General features: G+C 38.3%; 22 protein-coding genes. 21 read left to right on the forward strand and 1 reads right to left on the reverse strand.

Annotated elements, in window-relative coordinates:
* Nucleotides 1-116 precede the first annotated feature (116 nt).
* The 18 genes from fapR (at nt 117) to ylqF (ending at nt 17,824) form a co-directional block, all read left to right on the forward strand.
* Nucleotides 117-707: a transcription factor FapR gene (gene fapR / locus C1N55_RS06020; protein ID WP_137727982.1), complete on the forward strand. Its 591-nt coding sequence runs from the start codon at nt 117-119 to the stop codon at nt 705-707.
* The gene (gene plsX / locus C1N55_RS06025) at nt 691-1,683 is read left to right on the forward strand and encodes a phosphate acyltransferase PlsX (protein ID WP_137727983.1); all 993 of its coding nucleotides are present in this window, start codon (nt 691-693) and stop codon (nt 1,681-1,683) included. The genes fapR and plsX overlap by 17 nt, the downstream gene beginning before the upstream one ends.
* A 53-nt stretch (nt 1,684-1,736) precedes the next feature.
* On the forward strand, nt 1,737-2,687 hold the full coding sequence (gene fabD / locus C1N55_RS06030; protein ID WP_137727984.1) for an ACP S-malonyltransferase: 951 nt from the start codon (nt 1,737-1,739) through the stop codon (nt 2,685-2,687).
* Nucleotides 2,680-3,426 (forward strand): 3-oxoacyl-[acyl-carrier-protein] reductase, encoded by a 747-nt coding sequence (gene fabG / locus C1N55_RS06035; RefSeq protein ID WP_137727985.1) that lies wholly within the window; start codon nt 2,680-2,682, stop codon nt 3,424-3,426. The genes fabD and fabG overlap by 8 nt, the downstream gene beginning before the upstream one ends.
* A gap of 127 nt (nt 3,427-3,553) precedes the next feature.
* Nucleotides 3,554-3,790 carry an acyl carrier protein gene (gene acpP / locus C1N55_RS06040; protein WP_107933952.1) on the forward strand — a complete coding sequence of 79 codons (237 nt, stop codon included), beginning with the start codon at nt 3,554-3,556 and terminating at the stop codon, nt 3,788-3,790.
* Between the two features lie 268 nt (nt 3,791-4,058).
* Nucleotides 4,059-4,820: a ribonuclease III gene (rnc, locus tag C1N55_RS06045; RefSeq protein ID WP_137727986.1), complete on the forward strand. Its 762-nt coding sequence runs from the start codon at nt 4,059-4,061 to the stop codon at nt 4,818-4,820.
* Between the two features lies 1 nt (nt 4,821).
* Nucleotides 4,822-8,382 (forward strand): chromosome segregation protein SMC, encoded by a 3,561-nt coding sequence (gene smc, locus C1N55_RS06050; RefSeq protein WP_137727987.1) that lies wholly within the window; start codon nt 4,822-4,824, stop codon nt 8,380-8,382.
* A 90-nt stretch (nt 8,383-8,472) separates the two neighbouring features.
* Nucleotides 8,473-9,714 (forward strand): signal recognition particle-docking protein FtsY, encoded by a 1,242-nt coding sequence (gene ftsY, locus C1N55_RS06055; protein WP_137727988.1) that lies wholly within the window; start codon nt 8,473-8,475, stop codon nt 9,712-9,714.
* Nucleotides 9,715-10,268: 554 nt separating this feature from the next.
* The gene (locus C1N55_RS06060) at nt 10,269-11,453 is read left to right on the forward strand and encodes an MFS transporter (RefSeq protein ID WP_137727989.1); all 1,185 of its coding nucleotides are present in this window, start codon (nt 10,269-10,271) and stop codon (nt 11,451-11,453) included.
* 128 nt (nt 11,454-11,581) lie between these two features.
* Nucleotides 11,582-11,917 (forward strand): putative DNA-binding protein, encoded by a 336-nt coding sequence (locus C1N55_RS06065; protein ID WP_137727990.1) that lies wholly within the window; start codon nt 11,582-11,584, stop codon nt 11,915-11,917.
* Nucleotides 11,918-11,927: 10 nt separating this feature from the next.
* The gene (gene ffh / locus C1N55_RS06070; RefSeq protein WP_137727991.1) at nt 11,928-13,286 is read left to right on the forward strand and encodes a signal recognition particle protein; all 1,359 of its coding nucleotides are present in this window, start codon (nt 11,928-11,930) and stop codon (nt 13,284-13,286) included.
* 107 nt (nt 13,287-13,393) lie between these two features.
* Nucleotides 13,394-13,666, forward strand: coding sequence for a 30S ribosomal protein S16 (gene rpsP, locus C1N55_RS06075; RefSeq protein ID WP_137727992.1), 273 nt, complete (start codon nt 13,394-13,396; stop codon nt 13,664-13,666).
* Between the two features lie 18 nt (nt 13,667-13,684).
* Nucleotides 13,685-13,918, forward strand: coding sequence for a KH domain-containing protein (locus C1N55_RS06080; RefSeq protein ID WP_137727993.1), 234 nt, complete (start codon nt 13,685-13,687; stop codon nt 13,916-13,918).
* Between the two features lie 271 nt (nt 13,919-14,189).
* The gene (gene rimM / locus C1N55_RS06085) at nt 14,190-14,708 is read left to right on the forward strand and encodes a ribosome maturation factor RimM (protein WP_137727994.1); all 519 of its coding nucleotides are present in this window, start codon (nt 14,190-14,192) and stop codon (nt 14,706-14,708) included.
* Nucleotides 14,708-15,433 carry a tRNA (guanosine(37)-N1)-methyltransferase TrmD gene (trmD, locus tag C1N55_RS06090; protein ID WP_137727995.1) on the forward strand — a complete coding sequence of 242 codons (726 nt, stop codon included), beginning with the start codon at nt 14,708-14,710 and terminating at the stop codon, nt 15,431-15,433. The genes rimM and trmD overlap by 1 nt, the downstream gene beginning before the upstream one ends.
* Before the next feature lie 218 nt (nt 15,434-15,651).
* On the forward strand, nt 15,652-15,996 hold the full coding sequence (rplS, locus tag C1N55_RS06095; RefSeq protein ID WP_137727996.1) for a 50S ribosomal protein L19: 345 nt from the start codon (nt 15,652-15,654) through the stop codon (nt 15,994-15,996).
* Between the two features lie 195 nt (nt 15,997-16,191).
* Nucleotides 16,192-16,755: a signal peptidase I gene (gene lepB / locus C1N55_RS06100; protein ID WP_137727997.1), complete on the forward strand. Its 564-nt coding sequence runs from the start codon at nt 16,192-16,194 to the stop codon at nt 16,753-16,755.
* Between the two features lie 190 nt (nt 16,756-16,945).
* Nucleotides 16,946-17,824, forward strand: coding sequence for a ribosome biogenesis GTPase YlqF (gene ylqF / locus C1N55_RS06105; RefSeq protein WP_137727998.1), 879 nt, complete (start codon nt 16,946-16,948; stop codon nt 17,822-17,824).
* A gap of 242 nt (nt 17,825-18,066) precedes the next feature.
* Here the strand turns inward: ylqF and C1N55_RS06110 are convergent, their stop codons facing one another.
* Nucleotides 18,067-18,609: a PCYCGC motif-containing (lipo)protein gene (locus C1N55_RS06110; RefSeq protein WP_137727999.1), complete on the reverse strand. Its 543-nt coding sequence runs from the start codon at nt 18,607-18,609 to the stop codon at nt 18,067-18,069.
* A 176-nt stretch (nt 18,610-18,785) separates the two neighbouring features.
* On the opposite strand from C1N55_RS06110, the gene C1N55_RS06115 reads away from it, so the two are divergent.
* The 3 genes from C1N55_RS06115 to C1N55_RS06125 are packed head-to-tail and all read left to right on the forward strand — an operon-like array spanning nt 18,786 to nt 21,768.
* Nucleotides 18,786-19,577, forward strand: coding sequence for a ribonuclease HII (locus C1N55_RS06115; RefSeq protein ID WP_137728000.1), 792 nt, complete (start codon nt 18,786-18,788; stop codon nt 19,575-19,577).
* A complete protein-coding gene (locus C1N55_RS06120) occupies nt 19,574-21,484 on the forward strand; it encodes a hypothetical protein (RefSeq protein ID WP_137728001.1) in 1,911 nt (636 codons plus the stop codon). Before C1N55_RS06115 ends, C1N55_RS06120 begins: the two co-directional genes overlap by 4 nt.
* Nucleotides 21,481-21,768: an EscU/YscU/HrcU family type III secretion system export apparatus switch protein gene (locus tag C1N55_RS06125; RefSeq protein WP_137728002.1), complete on the forward strand. Its 288-nt coding sequence runs from the start codon at nt 21,481-21,483 to the stop codon at nt 21,766-21,768. The genes C1N55_RS06120 and C1N55_RS06125 overlap by 4 nt, the downstream gene beginning before the upstream one ends.
* Nucleotides 21,769-21,868 lie beyond the last annotated feature (100 nt).

Here is a 21,868-nt window from a genome sequence, read left to right on the forward strand (position 1 = left end):
AACTCGCTCATAAATAGAAAATCTCTTTGTTATTTGCTCTTGCGTTCTATTTTATAGAAATGTATACTGGTATTAGTACCAAGTGCTAAAAAAGTTAAAAGTAGGTGACGAGTGTTTTGAAGCGTACAAAAAAAGAACGACAAAGACTACTAACTGAAACAATTGAAGATAACCCATTCGTCACTGATGAACAATTAGCATTACAGTTTGGAGTCAGCGTTCAAACCATTCGTTTAGATCGGATGGAACTTTCAATCCCAGAATTGCGTGAACGTATTAAAGGCGTTGCCGCACAAAATTATGAGAATGAAGTAAAGTCTTTACCACTTGATGAAGTAATTGGTGAAATAATAGATATTGAATTAGACCAACGAGCACTCTCCATTTTTGATGTAAAAGAAGAGCATGTGTTTCAACGTAATGGGATTGCAAGGGGACACCATTTATTTGCCCAAGCAAACTCTCTGGCAGTCGCTGTTATTAATGATGAATTAGCACTTACTGTTAAATCAAATGTGGTCTTTGTTAAACCTGTAAAAGCAGGTGATCGTGTGATAACAAAGGCGATTGTTCGTGGTGTGAATAGTGAAAAAAATCGTACATATATAGAAGTTGTATCAACTGTAAATAATGAAACAGTGTTTAAAGGTGAATTTGAAATGTACCGTACGAAAGGTTCAGGTGACTATAATGAAATTGGCAATTGATGGAATGGGTGGCGATAATGCACCAAAGGCAATCGTTGAAGGTGTATTGCTTGCATTAGAAGAATTTCCAAACATTGAAATACAGCTGTATGGTAAACAGCAGGAATTACAGCCTTTTCTAAAAGAGCATGCCCGTCTAGAAGTGATACATTGCGAAGAAGTTGTTGAAGCAGAAGATGATCCGGCTCGTGCAGTACGTCGCAAAAAAGATTCATCGATGACGAAAATACTTGAAGCAGTGACTGATAACCGTGCAGATGCATGTTTATCAGCTGGTAATACAGGTGCTTTAATGGCAGGCGGCCTATTTAAAGTAGGTCGGATTGAAGGTGTGACGCGTCCAGCATTGGCTACAACTTTACCAACGATTGATGGACAAGGTTTTTTAATGCTTGATCTAGGTGCCAATGCCGATGCCAAACCAGAGAACCTTCTACAGTACGCCATAATGGGCTATATTTATGCAAAAAAAGTAAGAGGCATCGACAATCCTCGAGTAGGATTATTGAATATCGGTACAGAAGATAAAAAAGGGAACGATTTAACAAAGCAAGCGTTTACTTTGTTGAAAGAATCGAATATCAATTTTATTGGCAATGTCGAGGCGCGTGACCTATTAGACAATGTCGCTGATGTTGTTGTAACAGACGGTTTTACTGGAAATATGGTCCTAAAATCAATCGAAGGTACAGCAGGCGCAATGATGTCCATGCTAAAAGAAGCATTTATGGCATCCGCTAAAACCAAAATTGGTGCAGTACTTATGAAAACTGAATTAAAGAAACTAAAAGGTAAATTAGATTATTCGGAGCATGGGGGTGCGGCACTTTTCGGCCTCAAAGCACCAGTTATTAAAGCACATGGCTCATCTAATGCAAGAGCAATTTATAGTGCAATTCGCCAAGCATCCATTATGGTCGAGCATAATGTAACAGATGTGATTACAGAAACAATTGCACAAACTGAACAACAATAAATCCGTTTTATATAAGGGGATAAAGGGATACGTTTTAGAAAAGGGGATTGGATATGACAAAAATAGCTTTTATTTTTCCGGGTCAAGGCTCTCAGCAAGTAGGAATGGGGCAAGAATTCGTTCAAAATAACGAAGAAAGTAAAGCCTTTTATGAAAAGTGCGATGAGGTTCTGCAATTTTCTTTATCGGACTTAATGTTAAATGGTCCTGCTGAGGAATTGACACTTACTTACAATGCACAGCCTGCATTATTAACAACTGGGGTAATGGTAGCTCAAAAGCTAATAAATGCCGGAGTCAAACCAGATTATACGGCAGGTCATTCATTAGGTGAATACAGTGCGTTTGTTACTTCAGGTGCACTTTCCTTTGAAGATGCAGTCTTAACTGTTCATAAACGCGGTTTATTCATGAATGAGGCTGTTCCAGCTGGAGAAGGAGCTATGGCAGCAATTCTTGGTCTGGATGCAGAAAGCCTGAAAGAGGTTTGTGATAAAATCACTGCAGAAGGAAATGTAGTTCAACTGGCGAATTTAAACTGCCCAGGGCAAATTGTAATCTCGGGTACTAAAGCGGGAGTTGAAAAAGCTTCTGTAGCAGCTAAAGAAGCTGGAGCAAAACGTGCTATTCCTTTAGTAGTGAGTGGACCTTTCCATTCTGAACTAATGCGTGAGGCTGCAGAGAAATTACAAGAAGTGATTGATGTGATTGAAATTAAAGCACCTCATACTCCAATTATTAGTAATGTAGGGGCAGATTTATTAGAGGATTCGGCAGCTATTAAAAGTGAAATGATCGAACAAGTATATAGTCCAGTATTATGGGAAGACGATGTTAGAAAATTATTAGATCTAGGTGTAACAACCTTTATAGAATGTGGACCTGGAAAAGTACTTTCAGGGCTAGTGAAAAAAGTGGATCGTTCTGTCAAAACATACTGTGTTTATGATGAAGCATCCTTACAAGAAGTTATTGAAGCGATTGGAGTGAACCAGGTTGGGTAAATTAGATGGGAAAACAGCCGTCGTAACGGGCGCATCTCGTGGAATTGGACGAGCTATCGCACTACAGCTTGCTGTAGAAGGAGCCAATGTGGTCGTGAATTTCAGTGGCAGCGAACAAAAAGCGATTGAAGTAGTGAAAGAGATTCAAAATCTTGGTTCAAATGCCATTGCTGTTCAAGCCAATATTTCAGATAGTGAATCAGTTCAAGAGTTAATGAATGCTGCAATGGAACAGTTTGGTTCTATCGACATACTAGTCAATAATGCGGGTATTACACGTGATAATCTTCTAATGCGTATGAAGGAAGATGAATGGGATGATGTGATTAATACCAATTTAAAAGGTGTGTTTTTATGCACGAAAGCTGTTACACGTCAAATGATGAAGCAACGTGCAGGACGTATTATTAACATCTCTTCAATTGTTGGGGTAATGGGTAATGCTGGCCAGGCAAATTATGTTGCAGCTAAAGCTGGAGTAATTGGCCTAACTAAAACCACTGCAAGAGAGCTAGCTTCGCGTAATATTTTAGTCAATGCGATTGCGCCAGGCTTCATAACGACTGAAATGACTGATACTTTACCAGAAGATGTGAAAAGCTCAATGCTATCTCAAATCCCATTAGCTAAACTGGGTAATCCTGAGGATATCGCTAAAGCTGTAGTATTCTTAGCTTCAGACGATGCAAGCTATATGACAGGTCAAACCCTGCATATTGACGGCGGAATGTATATGTAATTTTGATGGAAATTGACATTGAATCTATTATTAATCTATGTTTGTAATTATGATTTGAATATTTTTTTGCTCTAAGTTTTTGCCAAATATAGTTTTCTATAATATTATTTGAGGGGAGGTGAACGATTTGGCTACAGTATTAGAACGTGTTACAAAAGTTGTCGTTGACCGTTTAGGTGTTGACGAAAGCGAAGTAAAAGTAGAAGCTTCTTTCCGTGAGGATTTAGGAGCAGACTCATTAGACGTTGTTGAATTAGTAATGGAACTTGAAGATGAGTTTGATATGGAAATTTCAGATGAAGATGCTGAAAAAATTGCAACTGTTGGCGACGCTATCAGTTACATTGAAACTAAAGTAAGCTAATTAACTTCATTTTCACAGCCTATGAGTGTCGCGACCTGCACAAAAAAGGCTAATTGACCTGCAAACTGCAGGTCAATGCTATAATAATCTAGGCGCACATGCGCAACAGCGCATGAGATATAGAGGCACGGTTTTAGCATTCTTACGAAAAGCGAAAACTTTGTGCCTCTTTTTATATTAGTTTGGCGTATAATTAAAGAAAAGTTGAATTTCTAACGGTTTACAAGGTAAACTATACGTTAGAATCTATTAGGAAGGCCGATTGTTCATGACAATAAGAAAAAAAGGTAATAATCAAAAAATTGGTGTATTGCCTGAAAAAGTAAGACATCAATTTGAATACTTGCAAGAGGAGCTAAATATTTATTTTCGAAATAAAAGTTTACTTTACCAAGCTTTTACGCATTCATCTTATGTGAATGAGCATCGTCGAAAATTATTTACCGACAATGAAAGACTAGAGTTTTTGGGAGACGCTGTATTAGAACTTTCTGTATCTAAATACCTTTTTGAAAGATATCCACATATGAGTGAAGGAGAACTAACAAAGCTTCGTGCTTCTATCGTTTGTGAACCGTCATTGGTTATTTTTGCTAACGAATTAAATTTTGGTAAATATGTGCTATTAGGAAAAGGTGAGGAGCTTACAGGTGGTCGGGAACGTCCTGCACTTTTAGCCGATGTTTTTGAATCATTTATAGGTGCACTTTATTTAGATCAAGGTCTAGAAAATGTTGTTGAATTTTTAGAACGAATTGTATTCCCAAAAGTAGAAGTCGGTGCTTTTTCGCATGTGATGGATTTCAAAAGTCAACTGCAAGAAATGGTTCAACAATCAAACAATGGCACATTGCATTATGAAATTGTCGATGAAAAAGGACCAGCACACAATCGTACATTCGTATCCCGTGTTTTATTAAATGACAAGGAATTAGGAATAGGACGAGGAAAATCAAAGAAAGAGGCTGAGCAACAAGCTGCGCAAAATGCGATGGTGACATTGAATCAGTCTAGCATTAAGGAGGAATAATATGTTCCTTAAACGACTTGAAGTAATAGGCTTTAAATCGTTTGCTGATCGTATTGGTATTGATTTCGTTCCTGGTGTAACGGCAGTAGTTGGCCCAAATGGTAGTGGGAAGAGTAATGTAACGGATTCGATACGATGGGTTTTAGGGGAACAATCTGCGAAATCACTACGTGGATCTAAGATGGAAGATGTAATTTTTGCTGGTAGTGAATCAAGAAAACCGCTTAATTTTGCCGAAGTAACACTTGTTCTAGACAATCAGGATGAACAAGTCCCGATACCTTTTACTGAAATTAGTGTAACGAGACGTGTGTATCGTTCAGGTGATAGCGAATATTTGCTAAATAACCAGCAATGTCGCCTGAAGGATATTACGGACTTGTTTATGGATTCGGGGTTAGGAAAAGAAGCATTCTCAATAATTTCACAAGGACGCGTAGACGAAATTTTAAATAGTCGACCAGATGATCGAAGAACGATTTTTGAAGAAGCAGCCGGTGTCTTGAAGTATAAGAATCGCAAGAAAAAAGCGGAGCATAAATTGGTTGAAACAGATGAGAATCTACATAGGGTCTTAGATATTTTACATGAATTGGATAGTCGCTTAGAGCCATTGCAAATCCAGGCTTCAAGTGCAAAAGATTATGTGCGTATGACAGAGGAATTAAAGGAATCTGACATTGCTCTAACTGTTAACGATCTTTTAGTCCATGCAAATGATCTACAACAAATCAATGCAGACTATCAGCAGTTAAAATCAACAGAGCAACAGCATGCAGCAGAAATTTCAAAGGATGAAGCAAAGCTGGATACCATTCGTGTGAAATTAAAAGAAATTGATGATGTGCTAGATACTGCTCAGGAACAACTAGTTGAAGCAAGCTCCGAGGTTGAACGTTGGGAAGGTCGTAAAGCGCTGATGAAAGAGAAGCGCTCCAACGCAGAAAAGCAATTATATCAATTACAGCAATCACTACGCGTTGCACAAGAGCAAGAAGAATCCCTCACAGCAAGTGAAGAAGAGAAAAAGGCACAGTTTGCCAGCAAGCAAAAAGAAGTTCAAAAGCTAAAGCTTGAAATAAAGCAGCTAGAATTAACCTTAAATTCTTCTGCATCTGAAATTGAAAAAGAAATTGATCAATCAAAAGATTTATATATCGATTTGTTAAATGAAGAAGCGACAGTAAAAAACGAATTAAAACATATCGAGCAACAATTGACTCAACAGCTAGAAACAGCTGAACGTATGAATGACCGTTCAACAGAAATGGTAAAAAAACTTGAGGAAATCACTTCAGTTAAATTGGGACTGGAATCTGCTCTTAAACATGTTGAATCTCAGCTTAAAGAAAAACTAGATCACCATGAAATTGTTCAATTGAAGTTAAATAAAACTGTATCTTCCTTTGACGAGAAACAGAAAATGCTGTATCAGGCTTATCAACATCAGCAACAATTAAAGGCCCGTAAAGAAACATTGGCGGAGCTTGAGGCTGATTTTTCTGGTTTCTTCCAAGGGGTAAAAGAAATTCTTTTAGCCCGCGAACGAGGAGAACTTTTTGGAATTGAAGGTGCCGTAGCAGAGTTAATTCATGTGGAAGGGAAGTACTCGAAAGCTATTGAAACTGCTTTAGGTGCAGCTTCCCAACATATTGTAACCAATACAGAACAAGATGCTCAAAAAGCAATTGGCTGGCTTAAAGCAAAACGAGCAGGACGAGCAACGTTTTTACCTAAAACAGTTATGAAGTCCCGTAAGCTTACAACCGCTCAATTTGGTCCTGCAGTTGACCATCCCGCATTTATAAGTCTAGCTGTTGATTTAGTTGAATTTGATGAATCAAATCGTACAATCGCAGAAAATCTTCTGGGAAATGTACTTGTAGCATCAAATCTAGAAGGTGCAAGTCAAATTGCCCGAAGCTGTGGTTTTAGGTATCGCGTTGTCACTGTAGATGGTGATATTGTAAATGCTGGTGGTTCTTTAACTGGTGGTGCATCCAAGCAGCAATCTTCTTTATTCACTCGAAAAGCTGAGCTTGATCAATTAACAAGTAATCTTGAAAAAATGGAGAAATCCATTGCTCAAGCTGAAAAGGCAGTAGCTTCGGAGAAAGAAGAAGTGGCTATTTTACGTGATCAGCTTGAAGCCTTAAAGCTTGAAGGGGAAGGGGTACGTAAGGAAGAAATGTCTTTACGTGCACAGTTATTTGAAATTGGAATGGAAGAGAAAAACTTAAAAGCGACGGTCAATGTTACATCGAGCGAGCAAAATTCCATGACATCAAGAAAAACAACACTGCTTCAGCAAAAGGAAGAGGCTACGAAACGGTTAGAGCAGTTAAAACATGAGCTTGAAGAAATAAACCAAAAAGTAGCGCATTTAAGTGAATTAAAAACGAAAAGTGAAAGTGAGAAGGATTCTTTAAGAGAGTCCTCTGCTCAAAAACGATCAGAGCTGGCGGTAGTTCAGGAGCAGCTTAGTCAGCTGCAAATTGCCACAGCTGAGCTTGCTTTACAGCGTTCAAAAGCCGTGCAGCAAGTTACTTCACTTACACAAGAAATCAAATGGCTTCAAAATGAGGATAGTAATGGTCCTACAGATGAAGAAATTGAAATTACGGTTCTGGAATGGACCGAGAAAAAAGAAGCTTTAACGTCAAACATACAAACAAACCGTAATTTGCGTTACGAGCATCAACAAGTATTAGCGCAGTTAGAAGAACAGCTAAAAGAATTGCAACGAATTCATAAGGGCTTCTTAGAAAGCTTAAGAACTGTTGAAGTGAAGGCAAGTAAAATTGAATTTGAAATAAACCGCCTACACACACTTCTTGAGGAGCAATATGAACTTGGTTTTGAAGAGGCTCGTGAACAAGCCATTGAAATCGAGGACGTTGAACAGATTCGCCGTAAAGTGAAGCTGTTAAAACAATCAATCGAAGAGCTTGGACCAGTCAATCTTACGGCAATTGAAGAGTATGATAGAGTATTAGAGCGTCATACCTTCTTAACGGAGCAACGCAATGATTTATTAGAGGCTCAAGAGACTTTACATGAAGCAATTCGTGAAATGGATGAAGAAATGTCTCTTCGTTTCAGAGAATCCTTCACAATGATTCAAGCACAGTTCAGACATGTTTTCCGAGAGTTATTTGGTGGTGGACAAGCTGATTTAGTACTGCTTGATCCGGAAAGACTGCTGGATACGGGAATTGAAATTGTTGCACAACCACCAGGTAAAAAGCTTCAAAATTTAAGTTTATTATCAGGTGGAGAAAGAGCTTTAACGGCGATTGCGTTATTATTTGCCATTTTAAACACGCGTCCGGTTCCGTTTGTAATTCTAGATGAAGTTGAAGCGGCATTGGATGAAGCAAATGTACAGCGCTATAGTGATTATTTAAAGAAATTAAGTAGTGAAACTCAATTTATTGTCATTACACACCGTAAAGGTACTATGGAAGGTGCAGACGTACTCTACGGTATTACAATGCAAGAATCTGGAGTATCGAAACTTGTATCAGTAAAACTGGAAGAAGAAGCAGCACTTGTCAGATAGAAAATTATCTGGATAAGTGTGATGATGGCTTATCGATCAAAGATTTGTAGATAAGCCCCATTTTCTAATAGACATAAGGAGCGAAAGTTAATGAGCTTTTTTAAACGACTAAAAGAAAAGTTAACTGGCAGTACTGAAGAAGAAAAAGTTCAACAAGAACAAGCTGAACATCTTGAGGCCGAGCCAGAACAAGATGCAGTTAACGCTTTAGAAGCAGTCACAGAAGAACCCACTGTCATTACCAATGAAGTGATTGAACAGGTGATCGAAGAAATTGAGGAAGCTGTAGAGGAACCCGTAGAAGAATTGGCGCCAGTGGAAGAAAATCTACCTGCTGCTGTTGAAGAGGTAGAGGAAAAAAAGCCATCTGCATGGTCGATTACACAAAAATTTAAAAACGGTCTAGCGAAAACACGCGATTCTTTCACATCAAAAGTGAATGATTTGGTAGCACGTTACCGTAAAGTAGATGAAGACTTCTTTGAAGAATTGGAAGAAGTTTTACTTCAAGCAGACGTTGGGTTTGAAACAGTAATGGAGCTAATGGATAAATTACGCTTCGAAGTGCAACGTAAAAACATCAAGGATACAGAAGGAATTCAAGCAATAATTTCTGAAAAACTTGTTGAAATCTACGAAGCAGGCGAAGAGAATACTACTGAGTTAAATATGCAGCCTAATGGGGAACTAACGGTAATCTTATTTGTTGGGGTAAATGGTGTTGGGAAAACAACAACGATTGGGAAACTGGCACACCGTTTATCCAAAGAAGGAAAATCTGTTCTACTAGCAGCAGGTGATACATTCCGTGCAGGTGCCATTGATCAATTGCAGGTTTGGGGAGACCGTGTTGGTTGTGAAGTAGTTAAACAATCAGAAGGTTCAGACCCGGCTGCTGTAATTTATGATGCAATCGCGGCTGCTAAAAAACGTGGAGCGGACGTATTAATCTGTGATACAGCTGGTCGACTACAAAACAAGGTAAACTTAATGAAAGAGCTTGAAAAAGTGCACCGCGTAATTGCTCGTGAAATTCCAGATGCACCTCATGAAGTTTTACTGGCACTTGATGCAACTACTGGTCAAAATGCTCTAATCCAAGCTCAAACATTTAAAGAAGCGACGAATGTAACGGGTATTGTGTTAACGAAGCTGGATGGCACTGCTAAAGGTGGTATTGTATTAGCAATTCGCAACAAACTTCACATCCCAGTAAAATTTGTTGGACTTGGCGAAAAAATGGATGACCTTCAACCATTCGACGCAGAACGTTACGTATACGGACTGTTCGCAGAAGGCTTAGAAAAAGAGCTAGAAAAAATTGAAGACTAGATGATTAAGACTATTTCAGTATTCGCGATGTAGATTGCGATACTGGAATAGTTTTTTATTATTTGATGAGCTAAAATCATGCCGTTGAGATGAGAGAAAAGCTACTGAAAGGAACTGCTTTGAATAGTTGAGTGACACATTAATCGATAGTAACTAATTCCAACCGTGTATAAGACAAACCAGTGAAGGAAAAGTCGCGAAATGTCCAATAGTGGCCTTCTATATGACAAATCAGAGAGGAAGACCACCGAAGTGTCCAATAGAGTCTAGCTATAGTACAAATCAGTAAAGGAAAAGCCTTGAAATTGTCTAATAGAACCTGTCTATAGCACTAATCTTTGAAACAGTCCGTCTGAAGTGCCTCAAAGAGCAGAATTATGAAGAAATAAGTGTACGAGATGCAACTCGGAAGCGAGATGAACAATCTACAATTCAAATATAAGACTCCAACTCCCGACTCCCATACACTCTAAAACTCATCCTACTTAACTAACAGAATGTTTAGTATAATTTAATTGTATACAAGTGGGTTGTTTTAGAAAGAAGGGAAAAGAATGGATTGTCCGAAACTATGGACCAAAAATTTTCTGATGATATGTGGGATTAATTTTTTCACGCATCTGGTGTTTTATAGTTTACTTGCAACAGTAACGCAGTATGTTATTGGCCACTTTGGGAGAAGTCAAAGTGATGCTGGGTTGGCTGTTGGGATATACGTGATTATGGCGCTTGTAGCGAGGCTCTTTGCAGGGAAAATAGTGGATGTGATGGGGCGAAAGAAGATTCTCATAATCGCTGCTGTTATTTTTTTCTTGGCCGTTATTGCCTACCAGTTTGCAACAACTTTTAATTTATTTATGGTGGTTCGAGGAATACACGGCTTTACTTTTGGTTTATTAATGACCGCTACCAACGCGATAATGGCAGATGTTGTTCCTGATGAACGCAGGGGAGAAGGAACAGGATATTATGCAACAGCAATGAATCTGGCCATGGCAACAGGGCCGTTTATTGGATTATTTATGTTGAGAGTAACAACGTTTGACATGTTTGTATGGATTTTAGTTTTTGCTGCCTTTTGTAATTTGCTTGGAATCTTCTTGAAGGTCCCACCTACTAACTCCCCGCATGTTAATCAAAAAGTAAAGCTGAGATTTTCAATTAGCGATATGTTTGAGAAAAGAGCTTTGCCAATAGCTATTTGCATGTTCACCTTAGCATTGGGTTACTCAAGCCTTTTATCATTCTTAGCGTCTTATACCGAAGAAATTGGCTACGGAGAAATAGCAACCTACTTCTTTGTTGTTTATGCTGTTGCGTTAGTTCTCACTCGACCTGTTACAGGACGGTTATTTGATCTCCTAGGAGAAAATAAATTAACTTATCCGATGCTGGTTTTATTAGTGATTGGTTACTTTGTATTAAGTCAGGCAAGCACGGGGTGGATGATATTATTAGCTAGTGCGTTAATAGGAATTGGTTATGGTACTGTGCAATCCAATTATTTAGCTATTGCCATTAAAGAAGCCGCGAAAAATAGAAAGGCAACTGCCACTTCTACATTTTTCATTCTCATGGATTTAGCCATAGGAGTCGGTCCATATTTATATGGTGTATTATTAGGATATATGAGCTATCAATCAATGTATACTTGGACAGTTGTGTGGTTTATTGCTGCTATCGGAATTTATTATTTCTTGCACGGCAAAAAAGCTAGAACTAGACAAGCAAATCACTAAAAATCCTTTGTATTTCATCACTACTTAACTTATTCTAGCAACTGAATTATGGACAAGGAAATTTCCTTGACACACCTTTTGAAAACATATATGATACAGTAGACAAAATATGATTGGAGAGATATTTAATGCTACTTGAAAAAACAACACGCATGAACTTTCTCTTCGACTTTTATCAAGCATTATTAACTGATAAACAAAGAAGTTATATGGAACTTTACTACTTAGATGATCATTCTCTGGGAGAGATTGCAGAAAGCTATAAAGTTTCACGCCAAGCTGTATATGACAACATTCGTCGTACAGAGGCGATGCTTGAAGAATATGAAGATAAATTACGTTTATTTGAAAAATTTGGCGAGCGCCAAGAGGTTCTTGAACAGTTGACTGAGGCAATCAAGGATGAAGCTTCAACAATGGAAGATCGCCTTGCATTGGTGAATCGATTAAGAGAAACGGATTAGGAGGCTAAACATGGCATTTGAAGGGTTAGCAGAACGACTCCAAGGAACAATCCAAAAGATAAAAGGTAAAGGGTTAGTTACCGAACAAGACGTTAAAGCGATGATGCGAGAAGTTCGTCTTGCATTAATCGAAGCAGACGTTAACTTAAAGGTTGTTAAAGAGTTTGTCAAAAAAGTTAGCGAACGAGCAGTTGGTACAGAAGTGATGAAAAGCTTAACTCCTGGTCAACAAGTGATCAAAATCGTTCAAGATGAGCTAACATCGCTAATGGGTGGCGAACAAAGCCCCATTAAATTTAATACGAAGCCACCAACTGTCATTATGATGGTCGGTTTACAAGGTGCTGGTAAAACAACTACTACTGGTAAATTAGCGAATGTATTGCGTAAAAAATATAATCGCAAACCTTTATTAGTAGCAGCCGATATTTACCGTCCAGCTGCAATTCAACAGCTTGAAACGCTTGGGAAACAGCTTTCTATTCCCGTCTTTGCACTAGGTACGGAAGTATCCCCAGTGGAGATTGCTCGTCAAGCTTTGGAGCATGCAAAAGAAGAGCATCATGATGTAGTGATTATCGATACAGCAGGTCGTCTGCATATTGATGAAGAGCTAATGGATGAGTTGAAAAATATTAAAGCATTGAAAGAACCGGACGAAGTATTCTTAGTTGTTGATGCGATGACTGGTCAAGATGCCGTAAATGTTGCTCAAAGCTTTAACGAAACAATCGGCATTACAGGCGTTGTCTTAACGAAGCTGGATGGCGATACACGTGGTGGGGCTGCACTATCAATCCGTGCAGTTACAGAGAAACCGATTAAATTCGTCGGTATGGGTGAAAAAATGGATGCGCTGGAGACATTCCACCCTGAACGAATGGCATCACGTATTTTAGGTATGGGTGACGTACTTTCGTTAATCGAAAAAGCTCAAGCGAATGTTGATATGGAAAAAGCAAAAGAGCTTGAAGAAAAATTCATGTCTCAAAGCTTTACTCTTGACGACTTTGTCGAGCAGCTTCAAGCTGTGAAGAAAATGGGTCCGCTTGAGGATATGCTTAAGATGCTGCCAGGTGCCAACAAAATTAAAGGTCTTGATAATGTGAAAGTGGATGAGAAGCATATGGGGCGTGTGGAAGCGATTATTTATTCCATGACTCCTGCAGAAAAAACACATCCGGAAATCATGAATGCAAGCCGTAAAAAACGTATCGCACAAGGTTCTGGAACGTCTGTACAGGAAGTAAACAGATTGCTGAAGCAATTTGAAGATATGAAAAAAATGATGAAGCAAATGACAGGTATGACCCAAGGAAAAGGGAAGAAAAAAATGAGATTACCTGGTCTAGATTCATTGTTTAAATAAAAAAAGTTTGCTAAAATATTAGGTGTTAAGAAAAAACACTTTACAAACCAAAATAAACTTGATAATATACTATCTTGTGTGAAACTTATTCGGAGGTGCAATAAAAAATGGCAGTTAAAATTCGTTTAAAACGTATGGGAGCTAACAAATCTCCTTTCTATCGTATCGTAGTTGCTGATTCTCGTTCTCCACGTGACGGACGTCAAATCGAAACAGTTGGTACTTACAACCCACTAACTTCACCAGCTACAGTTAACATCGATGAAGAGAAAGCTCTTAAATGGTTAACTGATGGTGCAAAACCATCTGATACTGTTCGTAACCTGTTCTCAGAACAAGGTATCATGGAAAAATTCCATAACCAAAAATTCAGTAAATAATTCTAGAGGTGACACGCGATGCAGAAGCTGATTGAAACAATCGTAAAACCGTTAGTCGATTTTCCAGAAGAAGTTCGTGTCGAAACGGACGAGAATTCGAGTCGAGTTGTTTATAAACTTTTTGTTCATCCAGATGATCGAGGAAAAGTAATAGGCAAGCAAGGTCGTGTTGCAAAGGCAATTCGTACAATTGTTTATTCAGCTGCTGGCAGTCATCACAAGAAAAAGACGTACGTCGACATATTAGACTGAAAAGCGGAGAGCGCTCGTTTAGCTCCGACAACAACTGGAGACGCCACCTAGAAGACATCTTTACAGTCTTCTCAGGTGGCGTTGAAGTTGTCGAGAAGCTAGCGTTCGAAGCTAGATAATAAGAAAAGCGGAGAACGATCGCTAGTAAGCAATCGTTCAAAACTTACATAAAAGAAGGGGGCTAAATGCTATCCCTTCTTTTTTATTAACATTTTTAGTATGATAATGTCGATAAAAGCAATTGATACAAAACTTAAGGTGGGCTTGATTAATGGAATGGTATAATGTAGGTAGAATCGTTAATACACACGGAATTCGCGGAGAGGTACGCGTCCTTTCCACAACAGACTTTGAAGATGTTCGTTTTGCTGTCGGCAGCAAATTAGCGGCTTTCAAAAAAGATGACAAAAAACCAATTTGGGTAACAATAGAAAGTGTGCGTCGACATAAAAACTTTATCTTATTAACCTTTGAAGGCTACAATAACATTAATTTTGTGGAGCCATTTAAAGAGGGTCTATTAAAAGTGTCAAAAGACCAATTAGATGAAGATATTTTGGAAGAAAACGAATACTATTACTTCGAAATCATTGGCTGCGAAGTCGTTTCTGAAGAAGGCGAACAAATCGGAACGGTAACAGAGATTCTTGAAACGGGTGCCAATGATGTATGGGAAGTCAAATCACCTAGCGGCAAAAAATACTATATTCCTTATATTGAGGATATTGTAAAAGAAATCGATATAGATGAAAAGAAGATCGTTATTCACGTGATGGAAGGTTTATTGTAATGAATATTCATGTTTTAAGTTTATTTCCGGATATGTTTACTGGTGTTTTCGGTTCGTCAATTTTAAAGAAAGCACAGGAAAAGGAAGCTGTTTCATTAAAGGTTTCTGATATACGAGAATTCAGTAATAATAAGCATAAACAAGTAGATGATTACCCGTATGGCGGCGGTGCGGGCATGGTTTTAAAACCAGAGCCGATGTTCCAGGCCGTCGAATCCATCACAGAGGGTCGAAATCCTAGAATTATTCTTATGTGCCCTCAGGGTGAGCGTTTTACCCAAAAGAAAGCGGAAGAGCTTGCAAAGGAAGAGGAGCTTGTTTTCTTATGTGGACATTATGAAGGCTATGATGAGCGAATTCGCACACATCTAGTTACAGATGAAATCTCTATTGGGGACTTTGTCTTAACAGGTGGAGAGTTGCCAGCTATGACAGTAATTGATGCCGTTGTGCGACTACTGCCAGGTGTTTTAGGACAAGAGGACTCTCATATTCAAGATTCATTCTCAACAGGATTATTAGAGCATCCACATTATACACGTCCTGCTGAGTTTAGAGGGATGAAAGTGCCGGATGTCTTGTTATCCGGGAATCATGCCAATATCGATAAATGGCGTGAGCAGGAGTCCTTAAAACGTACATTTGAAAGGCGCCCGGACCTCCTGGAGGAAATGGAGCTCACACCACAGCAAAAAGCATTTATTGATAGTTTAAAGTCGGAATAACAAGCTCTTTTAAATCAAAAAGCTCCAAACCTTATTTGCTTCTATTATTGAATCTAATTAGCTCAAAATAAGTCGAATTGGATTCTATATAATACTTGCAAACAATAAAAAGAATATGGTATCATTCAATTTGTGCTTCTATGTGAAGTGCTGAATTACGGTGTTCCGCTGAGGCCGATTTGAGGACTGTAAGAGCATCTGTCTAAGGAGAGAAAATTATGTCAAACATTATTACAGAAATTACTAAAGAACAACTTCGTTCTGATCTACCATCTTTCCGTCCAGGTGACACTGTTCGCCTACACGTGAAAATTGTAGAGGGTACTCGTGAACGTATCCAATTATTTGAAGGTGTTGTTATCAAACGTCGTGGTGGCGGAATTAGCGAAACTTTCACAGTGCGTAAAATTTCTTACGGTGTTGGTGTTGAACGTACATTCCCTGTACACACTCCAAAAATCACTAAATTAGAAGTTATCCGTCGTGGTAAAGTACGTCGTGCTAAACTTTACTACCTACGTAACCTACGTGGTAAAGCTGCTCGTATTAAAGAAATCCGATAATAACTTTTTGAGAGGGGGCTTGGTTTCAAGCTCTCTTTCTTTTTTGGTAAAAAAGAAATGGAAGCAAAAGATTACTTTTGTTATATATGAAACAAAAGACCTATCTCTTGGTTGAGTTAATATAATTTTGGGTTTTCAAACTTGTGTACATAATTCATTTACAATAAAATGATGTTAGATAGGGAGGTATCTTCCGTGGAGAAAACGAAAAAAGAGAAAAATGAACTTTGGGAATGGATTAAGGCGTTAGTTATTGCATTTGTGATTGCAGTATTAATTCGATACATACTATTTACGCCAATCGTGGTGGATGGTGATTCGATGATGCCAACATTAAAAGATGGTGACCGAATGATTGTAAATAAAATAGGTTACACAATCGGTGAACCGGATCGCTTTGATATCGTAGTATTCCATGCTCCAGAGGGCAAAGATTACATTAAACGTGTGATAGGTCTTCCAGGTGATACAATCGAATATAAGGACGACCAGCTCTATATAAACGGAAAAGCTTATGACGAGCCGTATTTAGATGAGTATAAATCACAAATCACAGAGGGTACACTAACACAAGACTTCACATTACAAGAAATTGATCCAACGATTGATGTAATTCCAGAAGGATATGTTTTTGTGATGGGAGATAATCGACGCTATAGTAAAGATAGCCGTCATATTGGCATTGTTAGTCAGGATAAGCTTATAGGGAATACGAGCATTATCTTCTGGCCAATCGGTGATATAAAAATCGTAAAATAATATCGAAAGAGTAAAGGAGGTTCTCTGTAATCTCCTTTTCTTTTTGGCAGTGCAAAATAATCGAGCTTTTCGATGACGAAAAACTTAAATAGTGAAGTGGTTTTTTCGAAAAAGCTAATACTTATATTGGACATAATAACATCTTACGATAAATGGGTGTTTTAGTGATACATACAAGGAGGTAAACAACATGACAATACAATGGTTTCCGGGACATATGGCAAAAGCAAGACGAGAAGTTCAAGAAAAATTAAAGCTAGTTGATATTATTTTTGAATTAATTGATGCACGTTTGCCCCTATCATCAAGAAATCCGATGATTGATCAGGTAATTAATCAAAAACCACGTCTACTAATTTTAAATAAAGCGGATATGGCGGATGAAACAGAAACAAAAAAATGGGTGCAATATTTTGCGGATCAAGGGCACTCAGCAGTGGCAATCAACTCTCTAGAAGGGAAAGGCTTGCAAAAGGTAACAAAAGCCGCCCAGGAAATATTAGCTGAAAAATGGGACCGTATGAAGGCAAAAGGCATGAAACCTCGAGCAATTCGTGCCATGATTGTAGGAATTCCAAATGTAGGAAAATCCACTTTGATCAATCGCTTAGCTAAAAAAAATATTGCCAAGACAGGGAATATGCCAGGTGTTACAAAGTCGCAGCAATGGATTAAAGTTGGGAAAGATATAGAGCTTTTGGATACACCGGGGATTCTGTGGCCGAAATTTGAAGACCAAGAAGTCGGTTTGAAATTAGCTTTAACAGGTGCCATTAAGGATACAATCATTAATATGGAGGATCTTGCAGTTTACGGGCTGAAATTCCTGTCAATCCATTACCCAAATCGAATGGACGAACGATACAGACTAACGGCAATCCATGAAGAACTAGTAGATACCTTCGACCATATCGGTAAACATAGAAAAGTATTTGGACTAGGCGGCGAAATCGACTATGATCAAGTAGCCCAAATCATCGTCCGAGATATTCGAAATCAACACTTTGGTAAAATAACATTCGATATTGTAGATGAACAAGTAGAAAAAGAAGCGTTGGAGGAAGAATAATCATAGCACTGTGAATTTTGAGTAACCTCTAATGCAAATATTGAGAGTTGTCTTTAATGCACTTCATACCTTGTGTGAAGTGCATTTTAATATTAAGAATCATTTGCAGTTCTTAGCCCGGTAGAAGTATATCTACACGCAGCGAAAGCCCTCACCGTCTGCCTTCATCTACAAGCGCTTGCACTTATGAATCTCAAAAAAAGCGAAGATACAACGACATCGTTTTACCTTCGCATTCATGATTAAGCTGGCATATCCGTTGGAGTTGGTGCAGCATAGCCCTCTTTGTATTTTGAGTCGATGGCCTCGCGGATTTCCTTTAAGGATTTTCCTTGTTGCGCCATTTGTACGGACTCCACAGCGATCTCTAAGCAAACTAGGCAGCGTGTGCCGTGATCATCCCAGACAATGGAGCCATCCTCGCGAGTTTCTGCTATAAAACAATTTAAATTACTACGATGTCCCACTGAATCCCCGCAACCGCAGTAGCAAGGCATCCATTCTAAAATGTCGGTTGCTTTTCCAGCAGCTTGATAGACAAGTCGAATATTCTCATGCTGCCCATCTAAAAAGCTAGGAAGAATGTCAGCGGAAGCAGTCGTTTCTTGGATGTCCAAAGAAGTATGACTGTGTGTATCGTGATTGGCATGTCCTTCGCCTGAACCAGCTTCACCAATAGGTTCTTCACTTGCATGTTCTTCTTCAGTATGTTCATCTTTTGCAGCATTCCCACATGCAGATAAAATAAGGATTATGCTTGCGAAAAGAGGGAAAAGTTTTTTCATTAGTCTTCCTCCATTCAATTCAGTTTTAATTATAGACTGAAATTTACCTAATAAACAAGGAACTATGTTAACTTGATAGTAGAGAAAACTCGTAATGTAAGTTTAGAAAAGATTCTTCTATGTTTGGCGATTATGCCGATATAAATATAGAGATAAATTAGGGAAGTGTTATTCATATGGGGAAAACAATTAAAGAAATTTCAGTCGCTTTAAACGAAGCGCAAAAATACCAAGCTTGGATGAAAGAAATAGAAGAGGATGGACGTGCAGGAGTTCAAAAGGTTTGGAAGCAATGGAACAATCGCATGGAAAAAGAAAAGAAAAAGCAGGAAGAGCATGATAGTAAGGTCAAATTTGATGCGAGCTTCTTATCCTCTGCTGAACAATTATTAGCTGGAATCGATGAAGCGGGAAGAGGTCCTTTAGCGGGACCAGTAGTAACGGCAGCAGTCATCCTACCCAAAAACTGTGAAAAATTCTTGGGAATCAATGACTCAAAGCAGTTAACAAAGAAGGCTAGAGAAGAATTTGTAAGCATCATTAAAGAGCATGCATTAGCCTATGCAATCCACTTCCAAAGTGCAAAAGTAATAGATGAGCTCAATATATATGAGGCAACAAAACAATCAATGAAAAAGAGTGTTGAAAACTTAGGGATATGTCCAGATTTCTGTATTGTAGATGCCATGCAATTGCCGATTGAAATACCGCAAAGTTCCATTATTAAAGGGGACGCGAAAAGCTTAAGTATTGCTGCTGCATCGATCTTAGCGAAAAATGCACGAGATGAATATATGGAACAACTTCATGAAAAATACCCTGTCTATGGATTTGACCAAAATGCTGGGTATGGGACTAAGCAGCATTTGGAAGCGCTCGAAGAGTACGGCTATATTGAAGAACATCGAAAAAGTTTTGAACCGATTAAATCAATGGTTGAGGCGAAGAAGGAGCGGGTATTAATATGACATCCACATCATTTAATCCGATACAAGTACAGCAAACAACAATTGAACAAAATCAACCATTCGCATTAAAACAAGGACAGGTATTTCATGGAACCATCAAAAAACTCTATCCCGATCAAATGGCTGAAATACAGGTTGGACAAAACAAATTATATGCAAAACTAGAAACGCCCTTAAAAGCTTTTGATTCGCATTTTTTTCAAGTAACTAGCATGAACCCTCAGGCGGAGTTAAAAGTAGTAACAGGGCCAATGCAGCAATCCCAAACGACGGCAGGGCAGCTAAATCAGTTATTAGAGACCATGAATCTTCCAAAAACACAGGAAATGCTGCAGGTGCTTGCCCATTTTGTTAAGAACCAACTGCCTCTTTCTAAAGAGACGCTAGTACAAGCGGAAAATTGGTTGAAAAACTTGCCTGAGTCAGTAACAAAGCAAGAAGCATTACAGGCACTTCAAAAAATGGCTGAGTTGAAACTGCCATTTACCAATGAGGTCTTTAAAGGCTTAATATTTGGCTCTAAAGGCAATGGAATGACTTCGGCGATAGCAAATTTATCAACTCTTTTAGCGCAGGATACAAGCATTGAACCAGCCACAAAATCAACTATTTTACAGCAACTACAAATCATTTCCAAGCCTCTATCAGAAGAAATAGGTGGGGCAATCTTATCGAAGGCAGTTCAAAACCTATTAAACAATACAGACTCGAATGCCCAAAGAACACAGCTGCTAAATTTATTAAAAAATGCTGAAATACTAACGAAAAACACGACACTTGAGAATTGGTTGTCACAAAGCTTAAAGCAACACCAAAACCTATCAACTGAATCGATTAAACAACCTGCCAGTCAGCTGATTCAAACAGTAATGACCTCAAAACCGTCTGAAGCACAACAAATGATTCAACAGGTGCAATCCTGGATTGGCAACCAATCGAATTTATCACAGGTTCAAAAGGGACAATTACAGCAGCTAGTTAGTCGGTTCGAAGCATTACCCAAAAATACACAAACTGTTGAGATGTTTGCAAAGCAGCTACATGAACAACTCGCAAAAGCATTTGCAACACAATCGAATCAGCAGTCAATTGCTTTTGACCAAGCAAGCACTTCAAACAAGGATCAATTACTTTCCTTGCTAAAGCCTGAAGTTGGAAACAGTCAAGCTACTCAGGCAACATTATTCAATTTAGTAAAAATAGCAGGGGAATCAAATGCACCTTTCATTCAAAATATGCAGCTGCAAGCAGAATCGGAAATTTTATCATCAATAGATGGAAAAATGATGGAACAGGCAATTAAGACTGTTTTAAAGGGCCTAGGAATGAGCTATGAAGCCACTTTAAATAGCAAAATGACCGATATACAGGAGCTGGCTCAGTCCTTGAAGCCACAGCTTATGTCGCTTGTACAAGATGCGCAGAATCCGTCTGCAGTCAGAGACGCAGCGGACAATATTCTATCAAGACTAAATGGGATGCAATTAACTTCAGGAGAAAATGGTCATCAGCACCAATTAGTCATGCAAATTCCGTTGCAGTTTTTGGGGAAACAAACCGAAGCAACTCTTCAGTGGAATGGCAGAATGAAGGAAAATGGTAAAATTGATGCGAATTACGCGCGAGTATTATTTTATTTGAATATGGAGGCGCTAGAGGAAACAATGGTGGATATGCAGGTTCAAAATCGAATCATTACAATTCATTTGTATAATAATCAACCACAGCTTGAATTATTAACTGAACCTCTGAAAGAAACTTTAAAAAAAGGATTATTAGATAAAAACTATCAACTTTCAGGTTTATTTGTGAAACCATTTGAAGAGAATAACATAGCTCCTCAAAATGTCGCGATAAAGAAAAGTGATGAATTGAAACTAAATAGTGGAGTGGATATTCGAGTATGAATGATAAGAAATTTGTCAGAAAAGAAGCAATAGCACTAAACTACAATCCAGAAAATAATAATAGTCCAACTGTTATTGCCAAAGGAAAGGGGAAGATTGCTGACAATATTTTAGAGAAAGCTGCTCTTAATGATATACCAGTATATGAAGACAAAAACCTTATTGAACTGTTAGGAAATCTAGATTTAAACGAAGCCATTCCTGAAGAACTATATGAAGCGGTTGCAGAAGTTTTTGCATTTGTTTATCGACTAGATCGAAGTTATGAAACTAAAACAAAATAAATCTACAATAAAACTATAGACGTAAACACATAAAATAGATAATATTGTAATAAAATAATCTATTTTTATACAAATGATACAAAGATAGACACTGTCAGAA

The sequence above is a fragment of the Lysinibacillus sp. SGAir0095 genome (assembly GCF_005491425.1).
Classification (GTDB): Bacteria; Bacillota; Bacilli; order Bacillales_A; family Planococcaceae; genus Ureibacillus.